At 58.9% G+C, this 22,792-nt stretch carries 20 protein-coding genes and 1 pseudogene; 13 read left to right on the top strand and 8 right to left on the bottom strand.

The features are described 5' to 3' along the window. Positions 1-4 precede the first annotated feature (4 nt). The 3 genes from CKW32_RS13615 to CKW32_RS13605 all read left to right on the top strand — a co-directional run bounded on the left by CKW32_RS13615 (position 5) and on the right by CKW32_RS13605 (position 3,211). Entirely contained in the window at positions 5-1,915 is a 1,911-nt protein-coding gene (locus CKW32_RS13615; RefSeq protein ID WP_095185184.1) for an ATP-binding cassette domain-containing protein, read from the top strand. After that, the gene (locus CKW32_RS13610) at positions 1,915-2,487 is read left to right on the top strand and encodes a mechanosensitive ion channel family protein (RefSeq protein ID WP_032884339.1); all 573 of its coding nucleotides are present in this window, start codon (positions 1,915-1,917) and stop codon (positions 2,485-2,487) included. The genes CKW32_RS13615 and CKW32_RS13610 overlap by 1 nt, the downstream gene beginning before the upstream one ends. A 91-nt stretch (positions 2,488-2,578) precedes the next feature. Next, the gene (locus tag CKW32_RS13605) at positions 2,579-3,211 is read left to right on the top strand and encodes a LysE family transporter (protein WP_032884337.1); all 633 of its coding nucleotides are present in this window, start codon (positions 2,579-2,581) and stop codon (positions 3,209-3,211) included. Positions 3,212-3,354: 143 nt separating this feature from the next. Here the strand turns inward: CKW32_RS13605 and CKW32_RS28580 are convergent. Then, positions 3,355-3,652: pseudogene (locus tag CKW32_RS28580) on the bottom strand (penicillin-binding protein activator LpoB); the annotation flags it as partial. 203 nt (positions 3,653-3,855) lie between these two features. Here CKW32_RS28580 and CKW32_RS13595 point away from each other — a divergent pair. Both CKW32_RS13595 and CKW32_RS13590 read left to right on the top strand, forming a co-directional pair. Next, positions 3,856-5,751: a cytochrome c/FTR1 family iron permease gene (locus tag CKW32_RS13595; protein WP_032884334.1), complete on the top strand. Its 1,896-nt coding sequence runs from the start codon at positions 3,856-3,858 to the stop codon at positions 5,749-5,751. Positions 5,752-5,753: 2 nt separating this feature from the next. Continuing rightward, positions 5,754-6,209, top strand: coding sequence for a YaiI/YqxD family protein (locus CKW32_RS13590; RefSeq protein WP_032884331.1), 456 nt, complete (start codon positions 5,754-5,756; stop codon positions 6,207-6,209). Between the two features lie 58 nt (positions 6,210-6,267). Here the strand turns inward: CKW32_RS13590 and elbB are convergent, their stop codons facing one another. Continuing rightward, a complete protein-coding gene (gene elbB, locus CKW32_RS13585) occupies positions 6,268-6,933 on the bottom strand; it encodes an isoprenoid biosynthesis glyoxalase ElbB (protein ID WP_032884330.1) in 666 nt (221 codons plus the stop codon). A gap of 116 nt (positions 6,934-7,049) precedes the next feature. On the opposite strand from elbB, the gene CKW32_RS13580 reads away from it, so the two are divergent. Then, positions 7,050-8,285 carry a sterol desaturase family protein gene (locus tag CKW32_RS13580; protein ID WP_095185183.1) on the top strand — a complete coding sequence of 412 codons (1,236 nt, stop codon included), beginning with the start codon at positions 7,050-7,052 and terminating at the stop codon, positions 8,283-8,285. Here the strand turns inward: CKW32_RS13580 and CKW32_RS13575 are convergent. Continuing rightward, complete coding sequence (locus tag CKW32_RS13575) at positions 8,266-8,901, bottom strand: DedA family protein (protein WP_032884326.1); 636 nt, start codon at positions 8,899-8,901, stop codon at positions 8,266-8,268. The genes CKW32_RS13580 and CKW32_RS13575 overlap by 20 nt on opposite strands. 207 nt (positions 8,902-9,108) lie before the next feature. Here CKW32_RS13575 and hemB point away from each other — a divergent pair, with 207 nt between their 5' ends. Both hemB and ppk1 read left to right on the top strand, forming a co-directional pair. Next, positions 9,109-10,122, top strand: coding sequence for a porphobilinogen synthase (gene hemB, locus CKW32_RS13570; protein WP_032884324.1), 1,014 nt, complete (start codon positions 9,109-9,111; stop codon positions 10,120-10,122). Positions 10,123-10,140: 18 nt separating this feature from the next. Then, on the top strand, positions 10,141-12,363 hold the full coding sequence (gene ppk1 / locus CKW32_RS13565; RefSeq protein ID WP_095185182.1) for a polyphosphate kinase 1: 2,223 nt from the start codon (positions 10,141-10,143) through the stop codon (positions 12,361-12,363). A gap of 127 nt (positions 12,364-12,490) precedes the next feature. On the opposite strand, the gene ppx is transcribed toward ppk1, so the two are convergent. Continuing rightward, positions 12,491-13,993 carry an exopolyphosphatase gene (gene ppx / locus CKW32_RS13560; protein ID WP_032884523.1) on the bottom strand — a complete coding sequence of 501 codons (1,503 nt, stop codon included), beginning with the start codon at positions 13,991-13,993 and terminating at the stop codon, positions 12,491-12,493. Between the two features lie 504 nt (positions 13,994-14,497). Here ppx and CKW32_RS13555 point away from each other — a divergent pair. The 5 genes from CKW32_RS13555 (at position 14,498) to CKW32_RS13535 (ending at position 19,783) form a co-directional block, all read left to right on the top strand. After that, positions 14,498-15,142 carry a DUF1120 domain-containing protein gene (locus CKW32_RS13555; protein ID WP_095185181.1) on the top strand — a complete coding sequence of 215 codons (645 nt, stop codon included), beginning with the start codon at positions 14,498-14,500 and terminating at the stop codon, positions 15,140-15,142. Between the two features lie 63 nt (positions 15,143-15,205). Further along, a complete protein-coding gene (locus CKW32_RS13550; RefSeq protein ID WP_143499374.1) occupies positions 15,206-15,928 on the top strand; it encodes a DUF1120 domain-containing protein in 723 nt (240 codons plus the stop codon). Between the two features lie 98 nt (positions 15,929-16,026). Further along, entirely contained in the window at positions 16,027-16,743 is a 717-nt protein-coding gene (locus CKW32_RS13545) for a fimbria/pilus chaperone family protein (protein WP_095185179.1), read from the top strand. Positions 16,744-16,749: 6 nt separating this feature from the next. Beyond that, a complete protein-coding gene (locus CKW32_RS13540) occupies positions 16,750-19,254 on the top strand; it encodes a fimbria/pilus outer membrane usher protein (protein ID WP_256585324.1) in 2,505 nt (834 codons plus the stop codon). Beyond that, the gene (locus CKW32_RS13535; protein ID WP_143499371.1) at positions 19,211-19,783 is read left to right on the top strand and encodes a hypothetical protein; all 573 of its coding nucleotides are present in this window, start codon (positions 19,211-19,213) and stop codon (positions 19,781-19,783) included. The genes CKW32_RS13540 and CKW32_RS13535 overlap by 44 nt, the downstream gene beginning before the upstream one ends. Before the next feature lie 4 nt (positions 19,784-19,787). Here the strand turns inward: CKW32_RS13535 and CKW32_RS13530 are convergent, their stop codons facing one another. From CKW32_RS13530 to CKW32_RS13515, 4 genes are read right to left on the bottom strand one after another with little or no spacing between them, the layout of a single operon-like run. Next, complete coding sequence (locus CKW32_RS13530; protein ID WP_032884313.1) at positions 19,788-20,525, bottom strand: amino acid ABC transporter ATP-binding protein; 738 nt, start codon at positions 20,523-20,525, stop codon at positions 19,788-19,790. Next, the gene (locus CKW32_RS13525) at positions 20,512-21,162 is read right to left on the bottom strand and encodes an amino acid ABC transporter permease (RefSeq protein WP_095185177.1); all 651 of its coding nucleotides are present in this window, start codon (positions 21,160-21,162) and stop codon (positions 20,512-20,514) included. The genes CKW32_RS13530 and CKW32_RS13525 overlap by 14 nt, the downstream gene beginning before the upstream one ends. Beyond that, the gene (locus tag CKW32_RS13520) at positions 21,159-21,827 is read right to left on the bottom strand and encodes an amino acid ABC transporter permease (RefSeq protein ID WP_017736949.1); all 669 of its coding nucleotides are present in this window, start codon (positions 21,825-21,827) and stop codon (positions 21,159-21,161) included. The genes CKW32_RS13525 and CKW32_RS13520 overlap by 4 nt, the downstream gene beginning before the upstream one ends. A 17-nt stretch (positions 21,828-21,844) precedes the next feature. Then, entirely contained in the window at positions 21,845-22,630 is a 786-nt protein-coding gene (locus CKW32_RS13515) for a transporter substrate-binding domain-containing protein (protein ID WP_017530859.1), read from the bottom strand. Positions 22,631-22,792: the final 162 nt, after the last annotated feature.

Genomic DNA, 22,792 nt, shown 5'->3' with positions numbered 1-22,792 from the left:
CATTATGATCCGACTTCAAAGCCTAACATTACAGCGTGGCCCGCAACGTCTTCTCGAAGACGCCGAGCTGACCCTGCACGCCGGTCACAAAGCCGGCCTGATCGGTGCCAACGGCGCCGGCAAATCCACGTTGTTTGCCCTGTTGCTGGGTGAGCTGACCCCGGATTCCGGGGACTGCTTGCTGCCCGCCGACTGGCGCATCGCCCATATGCGCCAGGAGATCGACACCCTGGACCGCATCGCGATCGACTACGTGCTCGATGGCGACCTGCGTCTGCGCCAGGTGCAACACGACCTGGCCGAGGCCGAGAAAGCCCAGGATGGCGCCGCACAGGCCCGCCTGCACGCGGAACTCGACAGCGCCGACGGCTACACCGCCGACGCCCGCGCCCGCAAGATGCTTGCCGGCCTTGGCTTCACCAACGAGCAGATGGATCGGCAGGTCGCCGACTTTTCCGGTGGCTGGCGCATGCGCCTTAACTTGGCCCAGGCGCTGATGTGCCCCTCGGACCTGTTGCTGCTCGACGAACCAACCAACCACTTGGACCTCGATGCGATCCTGTGGCTGGAAGACTTCCTCAAGAGCTACCAGGGCACCTTGCTGCTGATTTCCCACGACCGGGATTTCCTCGATGCTGTGGTCGACAACATCGCCCACGTCGAACAGAAGAAGATCACCCTCTACCGTGGCGGCTACACCGCGTTCGAACGTGCGCGTGCCGAGCGCCTGGCCCAGCAGCAGCAGGCGTTCGAGAAGCAGCAGGCGCAGCGTGCGCACATGGAAAGCTACATCGCACGGTTCAAGGCCCAGGCCACCAAGGCCCGTCAGGCCCAAAGCCGGATCAAGGCGTTGGAGCGCATGGAAGAACTGTCGGCGGCCCACGTCGATTCGCCATTCGACTTTGTGTTCCGCGAGTCGGTGAAGATCTCCAGTCCCTTGTTGGACCTCTCGGATGCTCGCCTGGGTTATGGCGAAAAAACCATCCTGGAAAAGGTCAAACTGCAGCTCACGCCAGGCGCGCGCATCGGTTTGCTCGGCCCCAACGGCGCGGGCAAGTCGACCCTGATCAAGAACCTCTCGGGCGAACTGCAACCTTTGGCCGGCCGCCTGACTCGTGGTGAGAACCTGGTGGTGGGCTACTTCGCCCAGCATCAGCTGGACTCTCTCGATTCCAAGGCAAGTCCGTTGCTGCACTTGCAACGCCTGGCGCCGACCGAGCGCGAGCAAACCCTGCGTGATTTCCTAGGTGGTTTCGACTTCCGTGGTGCGCGTATCGATGAGCCGGTGCTGAACTTCTCCGGTGGCGAAAAAGCCCGCCTGGCCTTGGCGCTGATCGCCTGGGACCGCCCAAACCTGCTGCTGCTCGATGAACCCACCAACCACCTGGACCTGGAAATGCGCCTGGCGCTGACCATGGCCCTGCAGGAGTTCAGCGGTGCGGTGCTGGTGGTGTCTCACGATCGCCACTTGCTCAAGAGCACCACCGATAACTTCCTGCTGGTCGCAGATGGCAAAGTCGAAGAGTTCGACGGCGACCTCGATGACTACGCACGCTGGCTGACGGATTACCGTCTGCGTAACGCGCCGGTCAGCAACACACCGGTTAACCCGGATAAGACTGACAAGAAGGCTCAACGTCAGGCTGCTGCTGCATTGCGCCAACAGTTGGCGCCGCATAAGCGCGAAGCCGACAAGCTCGAAGCCGAGCTGGGCAAGGTTCACGAGCGCCTGGCCAAGATCGAAGCCAGTTTGGGCGACAGCGCTGTATACGAGGCGGCCCGCAAGGACGAGCTGCGTGACCTGCTGGCCGAGCAGGCCAAGCTCAAGGTCCGTGAAGGGCAGTTGGAGGAAACCTGGATGGAAGCCCTCGAACTGCTTGAAACCCTGCAAGCGGAGCTGGAGGCGCTGTCCTGATGGAGGCGTTGCAGTTGCCGATACCCACGCAATGGGTCGAGCCCGCGTGGATCGGCGTACAAATCCTGCTGATCCTGCTGGGCGCATACCTCGCCCAGCGTTTCGTTGCCAAAGGCCTGACCCGTTTGGGTGAGCGCTACCCGTTTCCGCCGCAACTGTTGATGCCGCTGCGCGGTGGCTTGCGCTGGCTGATCATGGGCAGTGCGCTGATCTTCGTGCTGGGTCGCCTGGGCGTGTCCGCCACGGTGTTGTGGACGGCGCTGTCGGGGTTTGTTGCGGTTGCCGCCGTAGCGTTCTTCGCGATGTGGTCGGTGCTGTCGAACCTGCTGTGCGCGATCTTAATCTTCACCGTTGGGCCGTTCCGCATTGGTGACATCGTCGAGCTGGTGGATACGGTCGACAAACCGGGGGTGAAAGGCCGTGTGGTGGCAATCAATCTGCTCTACACCACGCTGATCGAAGTGGCGGAAGCCGGCACCGACAGCGCGATGGTGCAGGTCCCAAACAGCCTATTCTTCCAACGCTCTGTACGACGCTGGCCAGGCACCCATGTGTTTCCTGGTGACCGCTAGCATTCACCGCGCGTAAAAATCTATAGCCAGCCTCTGGTCGGCGGAGTTAGCTTTAGGCACAACAATCGCTGACTCTCTCCCGAGGTGTGCAATGGCACTCGATACGTGGCTGGCCTTTTTCCTGGCCAGTTGGATCATCTCCCTTTCCCCTGGCGCCGGTGCCATCGCTTCGATGTCCAGCGGCCTGCAATATGGTTTCGTGCGCGGTTATTGGAACGCCATTGGCCTGCAATTGGGCCTGGCGATGCAGATTGCTGTGGTGGCGGGCGGCTTGGGTGCCATTCTGGCGGCGTCGTCGACCGCGTTCTATGCGATCAAATGGTTTGGTGTGGCGTACCTGGTGTACCTGGCTATCAAGCAATGGCGCGCCTTGCCCATGGACATGACCGATGACGCGGCGCCACGTCCGATCGGCAAGCCGATGGCGATGATGTTCCGTGGCTTTCTGGTCAACGCCAGCAATCCAAAAGCCCTAGTGTTCATGTTGGCGGTACTGCCGCAGTTCGTGAACCCGCAGGCGCCTTTGCTGATCCAGTATCTGATCCTGGGCGCGACGATGATCAGCGTCGATATGATCGTGATGGCGGGATATACGGGATTGGCGTCAAAAGTGCTGCGGCTGTTGCGTACGCCTAAGCAGCAAAAACGTGTTAACCGCACGTTTGCCGGATTGTTCGTTGGGGCTGCGGGTTTCCTGGCCAGCTTGCACCGCGCCACGGCATAACTGAAGAAACGGGGTCAAAAGTGTGGGAGGGGGCTTGCTCCCGATGGCGGTGTCTCAGCTTCAGCTAAACTGACTGAGACACTGCTATCGGGAGCAAGCCCCCTCTCACATTGGGTTTGTGTCGCCCAGAGGATCACCGCTCTGCGCAAAGTCTTCGGCGCTTCATTCCTAGGCACGTTATTACGCAACACCGGTAGGTTGGGCGCTTGATGCCCACCACCCAATTGCTCCACATCCTCTCCGAGTGCCTTTGCCACTTCTTTCATACCATTCGGGCGGTTCAGGCTAACGCGCACATTGCGGCTGTTCACCAGTTTGGTGTCCTGGCCCTCACCGTGGTGGTAAATGCCGAGGTGATCTCAAAGGTGCGTGTGTTGACCGGCTGAAATCCTCCACCAGCGTCAGGCCCAGTACGGTTGAGTGGCTGTGGGAGTTCTCCAGAGCATGGCCAGATCCTCGCGGTTAATAGCTGTTACCTGTTTGAGTGAACTGATTTGGAGCCTATATGGGTAAGCCATGCCGAAGTGCCACTATTCGACTGCAAAAATCCAGGGTCCTTATCCGCACCCCATCACTTACACCTTGAGTCAAACCGGATAAGCCTTAACAATGTGTTACTTCGTATTTCCCTTTGAGATTCGTTCATGACTGCCCCCTTCCGTTTTCTCGCCTGGCTGATGTTGCCGGCGTTGATGTCGTGCAGCTCCAACCTGTTGGCGGCAACTGCCGAAGGCGCGCCACAAGCCCTGCATTTGCTGGACTACATTGGCGCTGACTATCCGCCGACGGTGGAGGCGGGCAAGGTGGTGGATGATTCGGAATTTCGCGAGCAGGTGGAGTTTCTCGGGGTGTTGCAGGGGTTGGTGGCGGACTTGCCGCAAAGACCCGAGCGTGCCGAGCTGGTAAAGGGCGTTGATGAATTACTGTCAGCTGTCAACGCGCATGAGGATGGCGCGACCGTCGCCCGGCAGGCCCGTCAGTTGGGCGCCAAGTTGGCCGTCGCGTATGAAGTCAGTCAGGCCCCGGCCATCACGCCCGACCCGACGCGCGGTGCACCGCTCTATGCCCAGCATTGCTCGGTGTGCCACGGCACTGCCGGCGCGGGTGATGGCCCGGCGGGCGTGGGCCTCACACCGCCGCCTGCCAACCTGCGGGATGCCGCGCGCCTGGATCGTCTGAGCCTCTACGCGATCTATAACACCCTGGGCCTGGGCGTCGAAGGCACCGATATGCCGTCCTTTGCCGATCAGTTGGACGACCGTCAGCGTTGGGACCTGGCGACCTACATCGCTGGCTTCACCGCTGACCCGGCTGCGGCAAAAAGTGAGCAGCCCTTCAACCTCGCCGATCTGGCTCGCCGAACCCCCAACGAAGTGTTGGCCGCAGACGGCCCGGCCGCTGCCGCAACCTTCCGCGCCCAGCGTGCGCAACCACCGCAGGTCAAGCGTGGCCCGGCCCAGTTGCTCGACTACACCGCAACGACCTTGGACAAAAGCCTCGCCGCGTTCCGTAATGGCGACCACGAACAAGCCTACGACCTGTCCGTAGCGGCTTATCTGGAAGGTTTCGAGCTGGTGGAAAGCTCCCTGGATAACGTCGATGCTAACGTGCGCAAAGACACCGAGAAGGCCCTGATGGCCTACCGTCAGTCGTTGCAGGATGGCTTGCCGATTGAGCAGGTGCAGCAGCGCCTGGACGTGGCCAAGGGCAAGCTCACCGAATCCGCCGGTTTGCTGGGCAGCGACGGTTTGAGTTGGTCGTTGAGCTACATCTCAGGCCTGCTGATCCTGCTGCGCGAAGGCCTGGAAGCAATTTTGGTGCTGGCAGCGATCCTTGCCTTCCTGCGTAACACCGGCCAGCAATCGGCGGTGCGTAGCGTTAACGTCGGCTGGGGCCTGGCGTTGCTGGCGGGCTTGGCCACCTGGGCATTGGCGGCGTATGTCATTGATGTCAGTGGGGCCCAGCGCGAATTGCTTGAAGGCTGCACGGCACTGTTCGCCAGTGTCATGGTGCTGTGGCTGGGCGTCTGGATGCATGATCGCCGCCATGCAGCGGCGTGGCAGGACTACATCAAGAGCAGCTTGGTGGGCGGTGGTGGGCGTTTTGGTTTCGCGGTGCTGGCGTTCTTCTCGGTATACCGCGAGCTGTTCGAAGTAATCCTGTTCTACGAAACCCTGTGGCTTCAAGCCGGCCCGGCCGGGCACAACGCTGTGCTGGCGGGCGGTGCAACGGCGCTGGTGCTGCTGGTGGGCCTGGCTTGGGTAATCCTGCGCGGTTCGGCGAGGTTGCCGCTGGCGCTGTTCTTCGGCATCAACGCGGCGCTACTGTGCGCGCTGTCGGTGGTGTTCGCCGGACATGGCGTCAAGGCGTTGCAGGAAGCCGGCATCTTCGGCACGCGGCCAGTGGCATTCTTTGATTTCGACTGGCTGGGTATCCACGCCGACGCGTATTCGTTGAGCGCCCAGGCCTTAGCGATCCTGGCGATTGTGGTGCTGTATGGTCGCAGTCGTTTGGCCGAAAAACGCCGCGTGACGGCTTGACTATGCGGGTATGGATTGACGCCGATGCCTGCCCTCGGGCGGCCAAGGACCAAGTGGTGAAGTTTGCCCTCAAACGCCAGTTCGAGGTGGTGCTGGTGGCTGGGCAGAGCCAGATCAAGCCGAGCTTTGCCTGCGTGAAGCTGATCGTGGTGCCCAGTGGTCCGGACGCGGCGGATGATTACTTGGTAGAGCACGCCGTGCCCGGCGAACTGGTGATCTGCAGCGATGTGCCGTTGGCCGACCGCCTTGTGAAAAAGGGTGTCACGGCGCTCGACCCGCGGGGCAAGGAGTTCAGCCCCGCGAACATGAGTGAGCGGTTGGCGGTGCGTAACCTGTTTACCGATCTGCGTGAGCAAGGCCAGATGGGCGGTGGGCCGCCGCCCCATAGCGAGAAGGATAAGCAGGCGTTCGCCAACTCGCTCGACCGCATCCTCACCCAGTTGATGCGCCCCGCCTGACTTCCGTACCTCGCCCGGGGCAAGCCCGCTCACCAAAATCTAGTGTTGTGTGAGCGGATCAGTCGTTTTCGTGGGTCAGTTCCAACACCCGATCCACCAGCTTGTTGATGCCTGAAGCCACCTCGCTGATGTTCTTGCCGAGCATATAGGCCGGCGTACTCACGAGCTTGCGCGCGGTGTCTTCGGCGATATCTTCAACCGCGCACTCCTGATGGGAGGCGCCCATTTTGTCCAGGGCTGCGACGGTGTCGGTGTCGTTGCCGATGGTGCAGGTCACGCCTGGGCCGTAGATTTTTGCGGCCAGGGCCGGTGAGATGCAGATCAGCCCGACCGGCTTTCCGGCTTCGGCAAAGGCTTCAGCCAGTGCCAATACTTGTGGATTAACGCTGCACTCTGCGCCTTTCACAGCAAAGTCCGACAGGTTCTTCGCCGCACCAAACCCGCCGGGCACGATCAACGCATCGAACTCTTCGGCATTGGCCTCTTTGATGTCCTTCACCTCGCCTCGGGCAATGCGCGCCGACTCCACCAGCACATTACGTGACTCAGGCATCTCTTCACCGGTGAGATGGTTGACTACGTGCAGCTGTGGAATGTCGGGGGCAAAGCATTGGACCTGAGCGCCGCGCTGGTCCAGGCGCAGCAGGGTGATCACGCTTTCTTGGATCTCTGCGCCGTCATACACGCCGCAGCCGGAAAGGATCACTGCAATCTTTTTGCTCATGGGCATTTCTCCTGGGATCTTGGCGTTAAATGTCTACTAATTTGTAACCTGTTGCCAATGGGATCTCGCGTCGCTGCACCTAATCTTGATGCCACAACAATAGACCGGACTAGCTCATGGACTTCGTGCCTTACGCGGTACCGTTTTTCATCGCCTTGATCGTGGTGGAATTGCTCGCTGACCGTTGGCGCGGCCAGCGCAACTACCGGGTCGCGGACGCCATCAACAGCCTCAGCACCGGCGTGCTGTCCACCACCACGGGGTTGTTGACCAAGGGCGTCGGGCTGCTGACCTACGCATTCGCCCTCAAGCACTTGGCGCTGATAGAACTGCCTGCCCAGAGTGTCTGGACCTGGGTCTTCGCCTTTGTGCTCTACGACTTCTGCTACTACTGGCTGCACCGGATGGGGCACGAGCGCAATATCCTGTGGGCCGCGCACTCGGTGCATCATCAGAGCGAGGACTACAACCTCAGCACCGCCCTGCGCCAGACCAGCACCGGGTTTCTGCTGAGCTGGATTTTCTACCTGCCCCTGGCCGTGCTCGGTGTGCCGTTGGTGGTATTCATCAGCGTCGCCTCGCTCAACCTGCTCTATCAATTCTGGGTGCACACCCGTCATGTGTCCAAGCTCGGCTGGTTCGAGTGGTTCTTCGTCACGCCATCCAATCATCGGGCCCACCATGCACAGAACGCTCTTTACATGGATCGCAACTACGGCGGGGTGTTCATTCTTTGGGACCGGCTGTTCGGCACCTTCCAGGAAGAAGACGACAACGAACCGGTGGTTTTTGGTGTGACGACCCCCTTGGCGAGTTGGAACCCGCTGTGGGCCAACTTGCAGTTTTATGCGCAGCTTTGGAGCGATGCACGGCGTACCGAGAGTAAGTGGGACAAGCTGCGCATCTGGTTCATGCGCACCGGCTGGCGCCCTGCGGACGTGAAGGCCAAATACCCCCTGGCCAAGCCTGACTTGAGCCAGTTCCGCAAATTCGACGTGCCGCTGGACGCGCGCCAACAGGTGTACATCGCCCTGCAGTTTGCTGCTTATGTGGGGTTTGGCAGCTATTTGATGAATTTCGGCGAGGGTTTGCCCGCCACCGCGCTGATTGTGGGCTGGGGTGCGATGGCGTTTGGGTTGTTTACGTTGGGCGTGGCTCTGGAGAATCGCCCGTGGACCTTGAAGGCTGAGCTGGTACGGCTGGCATTGAATGTACCGCTGGTGTGGCTGGCACCGCAGGTGGGGCTGTGGCCGGCCAGCCACTTGGGCTGGCTTGGGCTGCTGAGTTATAGCCTGCTCAGCGTGATCGGCCTCTACTGCTGTAGAAGCCGGCTTACTCGACTGGTGTCTTAGGCGCTTCGATCGAGGCAGGCTCGGCTGCGAGCCGGGCCTTGGCATCTGCACAGGCCTGGCGGGCGATTCGAGCGTTCTTGAAGCGGCGCCGCAGCCACAGGCCAAAGCCTAGTAACAACAACGCGCCGAGCACCCACAATTCGTACTTTTTGACGCTGCCGAGCATGCCTTCCAGTACTGCGCCGAAGTGATAAGCCGCCGCACCCAAAGCCGCGGCCCAGATGGCAGCACCAATCCCGTTGAGGATCAGGTAGCGCAGTGGCGGGTAGCCCGACAGACCAATCGCGACCGGCATCACCGTGCGCAATCCGTAGACGAAGCGGAAACTCAGCACCCAGATATCCGGGTGTTTGCGGATATGTTCCAGTGCTTTGTCGCCCATCAGTTGCCAGCGCGGCTTGCGTGCCAGCAGTTTGCGGCCGTGCTTGCGCCCCATGTAATACCAAAGCTGGTCGCCGGCGTAGCTGCCAAAGAAGGCAACGACTACCACCAGGTTGATATCCATATAGCCACGGAACGCCAGGAAGCCTGCGAGCACCAGAATGGTCTCGCCTTCAAAGAACGTCCCGAGGAAGAGGGCAAAGTAGCCGAAGTCATGCAGAAATTGTTGAAGCATGGTCTGGGTGCTGGCGAAATGAACGCGCAGCCTACGCCTTCGTGAACATTCATGAAAGTATCGAGATGTGTCACGAAGTGAACAATTCCTACATAAACGACGAATGCGACTACAGGTCGCATCGATAAGCACAACTGTCATACCTTCGTCATAATGGCCGCTTATAACTGCAACGCTCGCCCGTAAACCCGGGCTCAGGAGTCTGTCGTGAGCTTTACCCCTGCCAATCGCCTGTTCCCAGCCACTCGTCTGCGTCGCAATCGCCGTGATGATTTTTCTCGCCGTCTGGTTCGTGAAAACGTACTGACGACGAATGATCTGATCCTGCCGGTGTTTGTGCTCGATGGCGAAAATCGTCGGGAAGCCGTTGCGTCGATGCCGGGGGTGGAGCGTCTGACCATTGATCTGCTGCTGGAAGAGGCGGCGGGTTGGGTCGAACTGGGGATTCCGGCGTTGGCGCTGTTCCCGGTCACGCCGGCTGAACTCAAGTCCCTCGATGCGGCCGAAGCCTGGAACCCGCAAGGGATCGCCCAGCGCGCAACACGTGCTCTGCGCGAGCGTTTCCCTGAGTTGGGGGTGATCACCGACGTGGCGTTGGACCCGTTCACGACCCACGGTCAGGATGGCATCCTTGACGAAGACGGCTATGTTCAGAACGACATCACCGTCGATGCGTTGGTCAGGCAGGCCTTGTCCCACGCCGCGGCAGGCGCCCAGGTGGTCGCACCTTCGGACATGATGGACGGCCGCATCCAGGCGATTCGCGAAGCCCTGGAGCTGGCCGGCCACGTCAATGTGCGAATCATGGCCTATTCAGCGAAGTACGCCAGCGCCTACTACGGCCCGTTCCGGGACGCGGTGGGCTCGGCACTGAATTTGGGCAAGGCCAACAAGGCCTCTTACCAGATGGATCCTGCCAATAGCCATGAAGCCTTGCACGAAGTGGCGGCCGATCTGGCCGAAGGCGCCGACATGGTGATGGTCAAGCCGGGGATGCCGTACCTGGACATCCTTTGGCGGGTCAAAGATGAATTCAAGGTGCCGACCTTTGTCTATCAGGTCAGCGGCGAATACGCCATGCACATGGCTGCAATACAGAATGGATGGTTGAGTGAAGGGGTGATTCTGGAATCCCTGACGGCCTTTAAACGTGCCGGAGCTGATGGCATTCTGACCTACTTTGCCGCCCGCGCCGCCCAATTGCTTAGAGAGCAACAATAGCCCTCACAGGAACACTCGATGAATACCGAAGGACTCTCCGAAGTTGCAGTAAAAGACGCTCACCCGGTGGTTGAACAAGTCGCCGAGACCCCGCCGGAGCTGGAACCGGCTCCGCCTGCCTTGGTGGCCGAAGTACCAGCGCCGGCGCCAGTGCCGATGGTGACCAACCTGGATGACAGCAGCCTTTACATCCACCGCGAGCTGTCGCAACTGCAATTCAACATCCGCGTGCTGGAACAGGCGCTGGATGAGTCCTACCCGTTGCTGGAGCGGCTGAAATTCCTGCTGATTTTCTCCAGCAACCTGGACGAGTTCTTCGAGATCCGTGTTGCCGGCCTCAAAAAGCAGATCACCTTCGCCCGCGAACAAGCCGGCGCCGACGGCCTGCAACCGCACCAGGCGTTGGCGCGCATCAGCGAGCTGGTGCACGGCCATGTGGACCGCCAATACGCGATCCTCAACGACATCCTGCTGCCGGAGCTGGAAAAACATCAGGTCCGCTTCATCCGTCGCCGTCACTGGACCACCAAGATCAAAACGTGGGTGCGTCGCTATTTCCGTGACGAGATCGCGCCAATCATCACGCCGATCGGCCTCGACCCGACGCACCCGTTCCCGTTGCTGGTGAACAAGAGCCTCAACTTCATCGTTGAGCTGGAAGGTATCGACGCCTTCGGTCGCGATTCCGGCCTGGCGATCATCCCGGCGCCGCGTTTGCTGCCACGGATCATCAAGGTGCCGGAAGAGGTGGGGGGCGCTGGCGACAACTATGTATTCCTGTCCTCGATGATCCACGCCCACGCCGATGATCTGTTCCAAGGCATGAAGGTCAAGGGCTGCTACCAGTTCCGCCTGACCCGTAACGCCGACCTGGCGCTCGACTCCGAAGACGTCGAAGACTTGGCCCGTGCCCTGCGCGGCGAGCTGTTCTCGCGGCGCTACGGCGATGCGGTGCGCCTGGAAGTGGCCGACACCTGCCCGAAACACCTGTCGGACTACCTGCTCAAGCAGTTCAACCTGGGCGAGACCGAGTTGTATCAGGTCAACGGTCCGGTGAACCTGACGCGTCTGTTCAGCATCACCGGCCTGGACAGCCACCCGGAGCTGCAATACACGCCGTTCACGCCGCAGATCCCGAAACTGCTGCAAAACAGCGAGAACATCTTCAGCGTTGTGAGCAAGCAGGACATCCTGCTGCTGCACCCGTTCGAGTCCTTCACTCCGGTGGTCGACCTGCTGCGCCAGGCCGCCAAGGATCCGCACGTGTTGGCCGTACGCCAGACCCTGTACCGCAGCGGCGCCAACTCGGAAATCGTCGATGCCCTGGTGGACGCTGCGCGCAACGGCAAGGAAGTCACCGCGGTGATCGAGTTGCGTGCGCGGTTCGACGAAGAGTCCAACCTGCAACTGGCCAGCCGTCTGCAAGCGGCCGGCGCGGTGGTGATCTACGGCGTGGTGGGCTTCAAGACACACGCCAAGATGATGCTGATCCTGCGCCGCGAAGCGGGTGAGATCGTGCGCTACGCCCACTTGGGTACCGGCAACTACCACGCTGGCAACGCCAAGCTCTATACCGACTACAGCCTGCTGACTTCCGACGACGCCTTGTGTGAAGACGTCGGCAAGTTGTTCAGCCAGTTAATCGGCATGGGCAAGACCTTGCGCATGAAGAAGCTGCTGCACGCGCCGTTCACCCTGAAGAAGGGCATGCTCGACATGATTGCCCGCGAAACCCAGTTCGCCCTCGACGGCAAACCGGCGCACATCATTGCCAAGTTCAACTCGCTGACCGATCCGAAGATCATCCGCGCGCTGTACAAGGCCAGCCAGTCCGGCGTGCGTATCGACTTGGTGGTGCGTGGCATGTGCTGCCTGCGTCCGGGCATTGTTGGCGTGTCGCACAATATCCATGTGCGTTCGATCATCGGCCGCTTCCTGGAGCACACGCGGGTGTTCTACTTCCTCAACGGCGGCGAAGAGCAGATGTTCCTGTCCAGTGCAGACTGGATGGAGCGCAACCTGGATAAGCGTGTGGAGACCTGCTTCCCTGTAGAGGGCAAGAAGCTGATCATGCGGGTCAAGAAAGAGCTGGAAAGCTACCTGACCGACAACACCCACAGCTGGAGCCTGCAATCCGACGGCCGTTACGTGCGCAACACGCCGACCGGCAACCAGAACCCACGCAGTGCGCAGGCGACGTTGCTGGAGAAGTTGGGCAGTCCGATTCTGTCGGTGAACTAAGCACCGACGCGGTCTGAAAATGTGGGAGGGGGCTTGCTCCCGATGAGGGAGTGTCAGTCAACAGATTCATTGACTGGTCCACCGCCATCGGGAGCAAGCCCCCTCCCACAGTTGTTTCCGGTGTTCTCTAGCGCAGGTTCAGGCTGAACCCCACTCGTGTCAGCCACTCCGCTTCCTGGGCGAAGTCCGCCTGGGTCAGTTGGTTCTCATCCAGCCAGCCTTTCGGGAACACGACATCCAGGCTCTCGCCATTGGCGCGCAGGCTCACCTGGGGCATTTCCTGGGTGCCGCGAATGTGGTGGAACAGGATCGCGAAGCGCAGCAGTACGCACAGGCGGATCAGCTTGATGCCTTCATCACCGAACTCGGCAAACTTATCCTTGGGAATATTGCGACGATGGCCGCGCACCAGCAGTGCGAGCATCTGCTGGTCTTCCCGGGAGAACCCGGCCAGGTCGGAGTGCTCGATCAGGTAGGCGCCGTGCTTGTGGTAGTGGTAGTGGGCGATATCCAGGCCTACCTCATGCACCTTGGCGGCCCAGCCCAGCAGCTCTCGCCATACGCCGTCTTCCAGGTCCCAGTCCTCGGCCACTTGGTCGAACGCGTGCAAGGCTTTGCGTTCCACACGGGCGGCTTGTTCCAGGTCGACGTGATAACGCTCCATCAGCGAGCTGAGCGTGCGCTCACGTACGTCCTCGTGGTGATGGCGGCCCAGCAGGTCGTAGAGCACACCTTCGCGCAGGGCGCCGTCACAGTGGTCCATGCGTTGCAGTTCGAGGGCGTCGAAGATGGCTTCGAGAATCGCCAGGCCGGCCGGGAAAATGGTGCGACGGTCGGGCTTGATGCCGTCGAAGTCGATTTTCTCGGCGTCCCCCAGTTTGAATAGCTTGCGCTTGAGCCACGCCAGGCCTTCGGCGTTGACCTCACCCGTGCCATGGCCGCCGGCCTTGAGTGCCAGGCCGATAGCACGGATGGTGCCAGACGAGCCGATGGCCTCATCCCAGGTCAGGCGGTGCAGGGCGTGTTCGATACTCATGATTTCCAGCCGCGCTGCGGTGTAGGCCTGGGCGTAGCGCGCCGGAGTGATCTTGCCGTCCTTAAAGTAACGTTGGGTATAGCTGACGCAACCCATCTGCAGGCTTTCGCGCAGCAGTGGTTCGAAACGCTGGCCGATGATGAACTCGGTACTGCCGCCGCCGATGTCCGCCACCAGACGCTTGCCGGGGGTGTCGGCCAAGGTGTGGGACACGCCTAGATAGATCAGGCGCGCTTCTTCACGGCCGGAGATGACTTCTACCGGGTGGCCGAGGATTTCCTCGGCGCGGCGGATGAATTCGCCGCGATTGCGCGCTTCGCGCAGGGCATTAGTGCCGACAATCCGCACCGCGCCCAGGGGCATACCGTTAATCAGCTGCGCAAAACGCTTGAGGCAATCGAGCCCGCGCTGCATGGATTCTTCATTGAGCTGGCGGGCGTCGTCGATCCCGGCAGCCAGTTGCACTTTCTCGCCGAGCCGTTCAAGGATGCGGATTTCGCCGTTCTGGGCCTTGGCCACGACCATGTGAAAGCTATTGGAACCCAGGTCTATGGCGGCGATCAGGGACAGATTCTTGGCTTGGGATTGCGGCATGGTTTGGGGGTCTCGGTCGATAACCTGACCATCGTGCCACGATCGACCGCTGGCGCCAACGCGTAGCGCCATAGGATTTCCAATCAGGGCTTCAGCGGAAATTGCCGATGCGGGTTGTAGGAGATTTTCATGACGATTGCATTACAAAGTTAACAGATGCCGTAGTCCTTGATTTCCGGGGCTTTATTTATGGGATTGGTAACTAATTCCTACATGCTTCTGTATTAGTCCTCCAAGTTGTTGTTTTGATTCGCACAACGAATATTCCAGTGTGGAATGGCTGCCGCTGAGTACTCTTACAATCATTGATATTTTTTCCGGTTTAATTGAAGGGGTGGAGTGTTAATACTTCGGTCCGGCGATTTTGCCTAGGTGTTATTTATTTATAGTTGAGCGTTCGGTGTGGGCGGCTTTTAAATGTGGGCTTGTAAGATTGGCTTTTAGATAGTTTGAGTTTTTAGTTGTGCGCGGATAAATGATCTTTGATAGTAAGGTGGACTGTATATGAAAAATAAAAGTGCTTTGTTTGGGGGCGTGTTCCTTGCAGTTGCTTGCCTGAGCGTTCAAGCTGCGGACTTACGTGTCAAAGGCTCCATTGCACCTTCCAGTTGCAGTTTTACACTCACAAATTCGACCATTGATTATGGCAAAATCAATCCGAGCTCTTTAAGCGCCACCCAATATAGTCCGTTACCAAACAAAAGCACTCCGTTCGTCATAAAGTGTGCTGCACAAGCTCGGGTCGCTATAAGTGCAACGGATAATCGTGCGGCAAGTAAAGTGGGTGGCATAACGCTTCAATATGGCTCGCAGTACAATGATAACTATAACTACGGGCTTGGTAATACCGGTAATGGTGAACATATCGGCGGTTATATTTTATACATGAGAAGTTCGGTGGCTGATGGCAAGGCTGTCAATATTATGCAGTCATTCGACAATGGTGGCGTTTGGCGCGGTATCGCCGGTGCCATGGCGCAAACTCCTGTCTTGACCAGCTGGTGGTCGGGTGACCTTACACCGCTGAAGTTTTCCACGCTGTCCGGTACGCTAAACGTTCGGGCCATTCTTAATAAGACATCCGCTCTCAGCCTCAGTAATGAAATCAAGCTGGACGGTCATGCCACGCTGGAACTGAAGTACATCTGAACATAACTACCCTAATGGTCAACTGGGGCTGATTGCTTTTCGGCGGGGCGACGGCGCTCTGCAGTGAATTTTTTCAGTGCCAGGCCTATGGGCGAGTTTTATCTGTGGCTATCCATTTTTTTGTTAAAGGTGATAAGTTTGAAAAATAAAATTATTGTAATGATGGGTGTATGTTTGGCTGCGACGGTGCTCAATGCCCAAGCAGCTGATGTCCGTGTTAAAGGAACCATCGCGCCCGCAAGCTGCAGCTTTACGATAGTCAACTCGGTATTTGATTACGGTATGATTCGACCGAGTTCGCTAAGTGCCACCCATTACACAAAGTTGGATAAAAAAAGCACGCCCTTTACCGTCAAATGCGATGCACCTACTTTGGTAAGCATCAAGACACAGGACAATCGTGCAAGCAGTAAAGTGCCTGGTATGATGCGAAGTGCATTTAATCAGACCTATGTTGACACCTTTAACTATGGGCTAGGCACGTCATCCAAAGGTGAGAAAGTTGGCGGTTACGTTATGTTCATGGCCAATACCGTTGCTGACGGTAAAACGGTCAGGGTTAATGGTTCGAACAATAACGGCGTTACTTGGTCTGTCGGCGACGGGGCCCTGGCACAGCCTCCGCATTTGACAAGCTGGGCGTCTGGGACCACTACGCCGATTAAGCTTTCAGTGGTTTCCGGAAACTTGCAAGTGCAAGGGGTTATCAACAAGACCTCTGCTTTCTCCGTCGGTGAGGGTATCAATCTGGATGGCCATGCCACCCTAGAGTTACGTTACTTGTAAGCAATGTTGAGTCGGTCAGCACACGTTGAAACTTTAGGTGTTTGAAGTTTTAACGTGTTCTGACTGTTTTGCTGTGTTCGAAGTAAAGGAAACGTCGGATGTGTATCGTCTCCAAGTCGAAGTTCTTTTTAGCGTTTAGCGTGTGCGTTAACTTTATTTTATGCGGTGTGGCGTACGCCGATGGCATGGAGCCTGAAACCACTGTCATTGTGCTAAATGAGTCCGATGGCGAGGCCAGTATTAACGTCAAAAATACTGACGTCGGGCCTGCGCTACTCCATTCGGCTATTGAAGATGCTCCGGAAGACCTGGAACCCTTGGTGGTTGTCACTCCCCCGGTTGCAAGGGTGGATGGTGGCCAACTGCAAATGGTGAGGTTCATGTTGATTGGCAAGGAACCGCTCAAGACTCAGCGTTTGAAGCGTGTCACCTTCGAGGGTATCCCACAAACCCAGCCAGGCTCGGGTGCGACGATCGGTATCAGCCTGCGACAAAACCTGCCGCTGATTCTCCATCCCAAGGGACTGCCACAGCACAATGCGCCTTGGGAGTTACTGACCTGGCGCCTGCAGGGCAAAACGTTGAGCGTGCATAACGACAGTCCCTATGTCGTTCGTTTGGCCGCCGAGGTGCAACTGAACCCGCAAAAAGCCAAAGCCTATCTTTCACGCACCTATATCTTGCCGGGTGAGGTGCTGAGCGCTGAATTTTCAAGCGCTCACCCTGATGCCACGTCAGTCACCATCATGCCTGCCACTGTTTATGGATTTACCGTAGACAACTACGATGCCTTGCTCCTAGCCAACATGCCTTGACCTCGTATGGGAAAAATAAACGAGGTTACCGGCGCTGTTGGTAAAAAACGGTGTGGGGGTAAAAAGGCCGCAGCGCCTTTTAAGTTCAACCGAGTCAGTCTCTCAGCCTGCGTAGCGATGTTTTCTGGCGCCGCAGGACACGTTTACGCCGGGCCCGGGGCGCACCCGCTGGAATTCGATCTGACTATCTTGCAGCATCGCGGACTCGATCCTTCGGTTGCCCGCTATTTTCGAGACGCGCCACGATTCACTGAAGGTGTTCGGGTTGTTGATCTGACGGTTAATGGTGATCGCGTTGGATTGACCGATGCGCGGTTCAACCATGAAGGGGCGTTGTGCTTTACCCGTGGCTTGCTGGACCGAGCGGGGCTGCGTGTACCTGCTTCAGTGATAGATAAACAGGTTTCTGCTGACCAGGCCTGCCATGACTTCCTTACCGAGTTTCCCAGCACGGAATTGAACCTGCGTCCGGGCAATGAGGAGGTAGCGATCGTCGTTCCCACCCAGGCGATCCGTGAGCCGCAACGAGCCACTGGTCATTTCGCTCGAGGTGGAGCGGCGGGCTTGCTCAACTATGACGTGCAAGGCATCAACAGTCATTCGCGCGATGCCAGGGGCCGTTTTCTATCGGCGTCCACGGAGGTGGGGTTTAACGTAGGCGATTGGATTGCGCGCAGTCGTCAGCTCTATATCTCTACCGATGGTCGGTCTGGGGCCGAGCACCTGTACGCCTATGCGCAACGGGATATTGCGCGGTTGGCGTCGACCCTCCAGGTGGGGCAGATATCCGGTAACAGCCCGGTGTTCGGCGGGGTGCAACTGACCGGTTTCCAACTGTCTCCAGACGGTGTCGACGGCGGTGCCGGCGGTAATGGAGTAGTGGTCGAAGGCCAGGCCCTTAGTCAGTCTCGGATAGAGGTACGCCAGTCGGGCGCACTGATCTACACAACAGTCGTGCCGGAAGGGCCGTTTGCATTGAGCAACCTGCCGTTGCTCAACGGCACGAGTGACCTTGATGTACGGGTCATTGAGACCCGTGGCGGACAGCGTAGCTTTGTAGTGCCGGCCGCTTCGTTTCGCGATGCGATGCCGGTGAAGTCTGGGTATACCGCGGCCGTCGGCAAGATACGGGATGTGGAACGTAGCGGTGCCGATGAGCCTATGCTGGCCGTGGCAAGCGGGACCTGGGCGCTCACCCCCGCCACGGCCCTCAGTTCGGGTGTGCAGGTTACCGATCATTACAATTCGGTGGGGCTTGCGCTGGACAGCAGTTTCGCGCAGCGATTCTCTGTTGGTCTGCGTAACAACCTCTCACGGGACGACAAGAACAACGTACGGGGTGTGCGTAATAGCGTTTCGTTGGGCAGCGTGCTGCCGGGTGACGTGCAGATGACCCTGAGCGCTACGACCCAGACACCTGGCTATCGTGATGTGCTCGATAGTGTGCGCGCTGACAGTGGTGAGTTGGCGAACTCGCGGTTCAAAAACCAATACACGGCAGGTCTCAGCTGGGCGGACCCGCAATTGGGTGTGTTCACGATTGGATACACCCGTGCTGCAAACTTCAACAGTAGCGCCTCTCAGTATGTGCATGGCGCCTGGAACAAGCAGTTCAGGTACGCCAATGTCGGGTTGAGCGTGGACTCGCAAGTTGGCACTTCTGGCACTAACAAGAACAACAACGATGGGCTAGGCGTGCGTTTGCAAGTAAGTGTTCCCTTGGGGGGGGATCGTTCGCTCACTTCTACCGCCAGGCACCAGGGGCGTCGATCGAGTATTGGCGCAGCCTTCAACGAACGCGTCGACGACACACTCAATTATGAACTGCGCGCTGACAGCGACCTTGGTACGGCCGCCCGGCATGCGCAGGGCGGTTTGCTGAACATGACGTCCCGTTATGCTCAGTTGGGCCTGGGCATCAACCGGGACTCGACCAACACCAGCTATAGCGGTCAGTTGCAGGGTGCAGTCGTGGCTCATGAGCGGGGGCTGACGCTGTCTCCGTACAGGGTCGAGGATACGTTTGGGGTTGCATCGGTCGGCGATGTGTCGGGCGCGCGTATCACTACACCCCAGGGGCCTGTATGGACCGATCGGTGGGGAATGGCGGTGATACCGGGATTGCCCGCTTATCAGAGCAGCCTTGTCGAGGTGGAAGGCAAATCCCTGCCACGGCAGGTAGATATCAAGAACGGCACCCAATCCCTGGAAGTTGGACGAGGCTCATTCAGCAAGGTCGACTTTGAAGTGGTTAAGGTCAGGAGGGTGCTGTTGCGTGCCGTCGATCAGAGTGGCCAAGCGTTACCCAAAGGTGCTTCGGTGCTTACGGCAGACAATGCATTCCTGACCTCCGTCGTCGGAGACGGCCTGATTTTCCTGAATAACATCGACGCGCCACAAATCTTGACCGTGTCATCGCCGAACGCGACCTCCTGCAAACTACAACTCGAACTGTCGGAACAAATCGATGAAGGCCAACTTTATGAAAACACAGCGGCGGTCTGCAGCTAAAAGTGCTCTGACGTCAGGGATGCTCGCGGCGGTGGTGAGCCTATTGACGGTTTTTGAGGCGTCGGCTTCTGAGTGCCACCTGTCAGTGAGCCAACCGCAAATTGATTACGGGCTTCTGCGCCCCGTTTCAAAGCCTGATGCTCGCGGGGTTTTCCTGGGTAAACGCATGGTGCGTGTGAGTGTGGTGTGCGCCGACGCTAGGGTTATAGCCCTGCGTTTTATGGGCGTGCCGGCCGATGGTCAAGGTTTCAGGTTTGGCGGGGAGGGGCGGTTTGACCTGACGCTGCAGCAGCCAGTGCTCGATGGCCAGGCGATAGAGTTGGCGCCGATGCACAACAGGGCGGAGCGCGGTGGTCACCTGAGGCCGGACCAAGCGCTGGTGCTGTTGAAGGCAGGGCAGCCTGTCAGCGGGCGGGTGTTTTCAGCGCAGGTGCAGATTGACACCTATCTCTCGAATGCCGCCGCCTCAGTACGCGATAAAACGTTATTGGAGGGCGGCGGGCGCTTCGAGTTGGTACCTGGCGGCTAATCGATCAGGCGTGGGCTTCTGTTGTACCGATGAAGTTTGCCAACTCAGCGGTCTGGGGATTGGCAAACAGCAGTTTTGGATCGCCGACTTCATGCACCTTGCCCTGGTGCATAAATACCAGCTTGTCACCGACTTCCCGGGCGAAGCGCATTTCGTGCGTCACCATGATCAAGGTCATACCGTCCTTGGCCAGCTGGCGCACCACGCTGAGCACTTCGTTGACCAACTCCGGGTCCAGGGCTGAGGTGATTTCATCGCACAGCAGCACTTTGGGTGACATAGCCAGGGCCCGGGCAATGGCGACGCGCTGTTGCTGGCCGCCGGACAAGCGATCTGGGAAAGCGTCGAATTTCTCTCCCAGCCCAACGCGTTCCAGCATCTGCTTGGCCAACTGTGCCGCTTTGGCCTTGGGTACTTTCTGCACCACTTGTGGCGCGAGCATGACGTTTTCACCCACCGTCAGGTGCGGGAACAGGTTGAACTGTTGGAACACCATGCCGACTTTCTGCCGCAGGCTGCGCAAGTCAGCGCGGGCGGCATCAAGGTATTCGCCGTCGACCTCGATCACTCCATCGTTAATCGACTCCAGGCCATTGAGGGTGCGCAGCAGGGTGGATTTACCCGAGCCGCTGCGCCCGATGATCGCCACCACCTGGCCTTCTTCAACCGTCAGGTCGATGCCCTTGAGGACGTGGTGATCGCCGTAATACTTATGCAGGGCGGAAATTCTAAGCAGAGGCATGCAGTCTCCTTTCCAGGTAGCGAGCACTGAGGGACAAGGGGTAGCAAAGCAGGAAGTAACCGAGGGCCACTAGGCCGTAGACCATGAAGGGCTCGAAGGTCGCGTTGGCGAGCATGCCGCCGGTCTTGGTCAATTCGGTGAAGCCGATGATGGAGGTCACGGCGGTGCCTTTGACCACCTGCACCGAGAACCCCACCGTTGGCGCCACGGCGATCCGCAGGGCCTGGGGCAGGATCACGTAGCGCAGTTGTTCAAGAGGATTCAGCGCCAGGCTGGCCGAGGCTTCCCACTGCCCGTGGGCGATGGAGTCGACACAACCGCGCCAGATTTCAGCGAGGTAGGCGCTGGTAAACAATGTCAGGGCAATCGCCGCTGCCAGCCACGGTGAAATATCCACCCCCAGCAGCGCGATGCCGAAGAACACCAGGAACAGCTGCATCAACAACGGTGTGCCCTGGAACAGCTCGATGTAGGTGCGCGCAAGATTGCGCGCGAACGCCTTGCTGCTGATGCGCATGGTCATCACCAGCAAGCCGATCAGGCCGCCGCCGATGAACGCCACCAGCGACAGCAACAGCGTCCACTGAAGGCCCGTAAGCAGATTGCGTACGATGTCCCAGAAGGAAAAATCACTCATCGGCTATTCCTCATCACAAAGCGGCGGCCGATCCAGTTGAGCAACTGGCGAATCATTAACGCCATGCACAGGTACACCAGGGTGGTCAGGGCATAGGTTTCAAACGCGCGAAAATTACGCGACTGAATAAAGTTGGCGGCGAAGCTCAGCTCTTCGGTGGCGATCTGTGAACACACCGCCGAACCGAGCATCACGATGATGATCTGGCTGCTCAGTGCCGGCCACACTTTGCCCAGCGCCGGCAGCAACACCACATGGCGGAACGCTTCGAAACGCGTCATCGCCAGCGCGGCGGCGGCTTCCAGTTGCCCGCGCGGGATGGCCTGGATGCCGGCGCGAATGATCTCCGTGGAGTAGGCCCCCAGGTTGATCACCATCGCCAATACGGCGGCTTGCCACTCGGTAATCTTTAGCCCCAGGGACGGCAGGCCAAAGAAGATGAAGAACAGTTGCACCAGGAACGGCGTGTTGCGGATCAACTCGACATAGACGCCGAAGAACCAGGCAAACGGCTGGATCTTCCACGCCCGCACCACCGCGCCGACGGTGCCCAGGGCCACCCCCAGGATCGCACCGATGGCTGTCAGCTCAAGGGTGAACAACGCGCCGCGCAACAGCAGATCGGTATTGGCCAGCACCGGCACAAAGTCAAATTGATACGCCATGAGTCAGCTCCGTCGTATCAAAGATCGGCGGGCAGCGGCTCTTTCAGCCATTGCATCGCGTTCTTTTCCAGGCTGCCATCGGCCTTGGCCGCGACCAGGATCTGGTTGACCTTCTCCAGCAGCGCCGGCTCGTTTTTGTTCACACCGACGTACACCGGCGAATCTTTGAGTTTCACTTTCAGCGCGGGCACGCGTTTCGGGTTGCGCTCGCTGATCGCCACCATCACCACGTTGCCGCTGGCGATCAGGTCGACCTGGCCTGCCAGGTAGGCGGCGATGGTGGAGTTATTGTCTTCGAAGCGCTTGATGGTCGCTTCCTTGGGCGCTACTGCGGTCAGCTCGATGTCTTCGATGGCGCCACGGGTCACGCTGATGGTCTTGCCCTTAAGGTCGTCGGTGCTGCTGATGGCGGCATCAGGTGGGCCGAATACGGCCAGGTAGAACGGCGCGTAAGCCTTGGAGAAATCGATGACTTTTTCCCGCTCCGGGTTTTTGCCCAGGCTGGAGATCACCAGATCAACCTTGCCGGTGGTGAGGAACGGGATGCGGTTGGTGCTGTTGACCGGGGTCAGCTCCAGCTTGACCTTGAGTTGGTCGGCCAGCAGCTTGGCAGTATCGATGTCCAGGCCGCGCGGCTTCATGTCGGGGCCGACCGAGCCAAACGGCGGGAAGTCCTGGGGCACGGCTACCTTAAGGGTGCCACGGGCGACGATATCGTCCAGCCCATTGGCCTGGGCGGGTGCCTGGCTCAGCATCAGGCTGGCAAACAGGGCAGTGAGCAGGGCGCTGTAGCGCTTAGTCATGGCAACTCTCCGAAAAGGGCGAAAGGATTTTCTGGATTTGGCTTGCTTGCGTGATTGCACAGCCCATGCCAGTAGGCTCGAAATCGTCTGTAAGGCTGGGATTTGTTGAGCTTCATTGGTCTTACTGGTCTGAACAGTGGCATAGCCTTTCGCACCCTTTTC

The sequence above is a fragment of the Pseudomonas sp. Irchel 3H9 genome (assembly GCF_900187495.1).
In the GTDB taxonomy this organism is placed as follows: Bacteria; Pseudomonadota; Gammaproteobacteria; order Pseudomonadales; family Pseudomonadaceae; genus Aquipseudomonas; species Aquipseudomonas sivasensis.
Note: the sequence above shows the minus strand (reverse complement) of the source record. Positions and strands in the feature narration are given on the sequence as shown.